General features: G+C 65.8%; 2 protein-coding genes. One reads left to right on the top strand and one right to left on the bottom strand.

Annotation, left to right across the window (positions count from 1 at the left end; all coding sequences use genetic code 11):
* On the bottom strand, positions 1-187 hold a 187-nt coding region (locus ACWDNU_RS45670; protein ID WP_449673424.1), incomplete at its 3' end, for an ATP-binding cassette domain-containing protein.
* A gap of 278 nt (positions 188-465) precedes the next feature.
* On the opposite strand from ACWDNU_RS45670, the gene ACWDNU_RS45665 reads away from it, so the two are divergent.
* Positions 466-1,452 carry an alpha/beta hydrolase gene (locus ACWDNU_RS45665; RefSeq protein WP_449673423.1) on the top strand — a complete coding sequence of 329 codons (987 nt, stop codon included), beginning with the start codon at positions 466-468 and terminating at the stop codon, positions 1,450-1,452.
* The last annotated feature ends 35 nt before the right edge of the window (positions 1,453-1,487 follow it).

The raw sequence follows: 1,487 nt of genomic DNA, 5'->3' as shown, positions 1-1,487 counted from the left end.
CCAGAATTCGCAAAACGGTCGATTTGCCGCATCCCGACGGGCCGAGCAGGGAGAGGAATGCGCCGTTCGCGGTCCGCAGATCGACCGAGTCCAGCGCGCGCACGGTATCGCGACCCACCCGGAACGACTTGCTCAACCCGCTGATCTCGATCCCGGCCGACGCGCCGCCGGGGATTTCCTTACCCATGGCCGTCACCATAAGAGCGGCTGGTTGCGGCGGTATTTCCGATTCGCGGGCAGTATTGCGCGGTCGTTAACCGTGCTCGAGGTCACGGCGAATTGTGAACCAGTAACGATTCTGTCCCGCCGGAGGACATAGAGTGTCGGAGGATCTGACAGCCCCGCAGCCGTCGAGCGCGCATCGTTCGGCCAAGGGGGGAAGCACTGCGATGACGGAGCCGACACGGCCCGTGGACTGGAACCGACTGTTCGATGAAGCTCTCTGCTGTACGTACCGTGGCCGCCTTGCGCACCACCGCCGTAGCTCTGACCGCCGCGCTGTCGGTGGCCGTGATCGCGGGCGGCGGCGCCGCCTCGGCCGAACCCGAGAAGCCCTCTGCCGTGTCGTCGATCGTCAAGGACGGGCGCACCTGGCACCTGAAGGTGTACTCGGCGGCCATGAAGAAGGACATCACCGTCGACGTGCAGCGTCCGGTCGACGAGTCCAAGCCCGCCCCCAACCTCTACCTGCTCAACGGCCTCGACGCCGGTGAGGGCACGGCCAGCTGGGCCGCGCAGACCAACGCGCTCGGCTTCCTGGCCGACAAGCAGGTCAATGTCATCCAGCCGGTCGGCGGCCGCGGCAGCTACTACGCCGACTGGCAGAAGGAAGACGCCCGCCTCGGCCTGAACAAGTGGAACACCTTCTTCACCCAGGAGCTGCCGCCGCTGCTCGACAGCACCCTCAACTCGACCGGCCTCAACTCGCTGGCCGGCCTGTCCACCTCCGGCACCTCGGTGCTGCAGCTGGCCGAGGCCAAGCCGGGCCTGTTCAAGTCCGTCGCCGCCTACTCCGGCTGCGCGCAGATCGCCGACCCGATGGGCAGGCAGTTCGTCAAGTTCTCCGTGGAGACCTGGGCGGGTGGCGACACCGAGAACATGTACGGCCCGGACAACGACCCGGCCTGGGTCGCCAACGACCCGGTCCTCAACGCCGAGAAGCTGCGCGGCACCAACCTCTACATCTCCAGCGGTAGCGGTCTGCCGGTGATGGAGGACGTGCGCTACTACACCGAGGGCAACGGCCCGATGGGCGTGGTCAACCTCGGTCTCGGCGTCGCGATCGAAGCCGCGACCAACGCGTGCACGCAGAACCTGAAGACCAAGCTGGACTCGCTGGGCATCCCGGCCACCTACATGTTCAACCCGGTCGGCACCCACTACTGGCCGTACTGGGAGCAGGCTTTAGTCGGCGCACCGGAAATTGTCTGTGCCGTAGGGCAGAGTTGGTAGAGGTGAATGTAGAGGAATGAGAGGAGCTTTGGTGT

The organism is Amycolatopsis sp. NPDC003676 (assembly GCF_053587275.1).
Note: the sequence above shows the minus strand (reverse complement) of the source record. Positions and strands in the feature narration are given on the sequence as shown.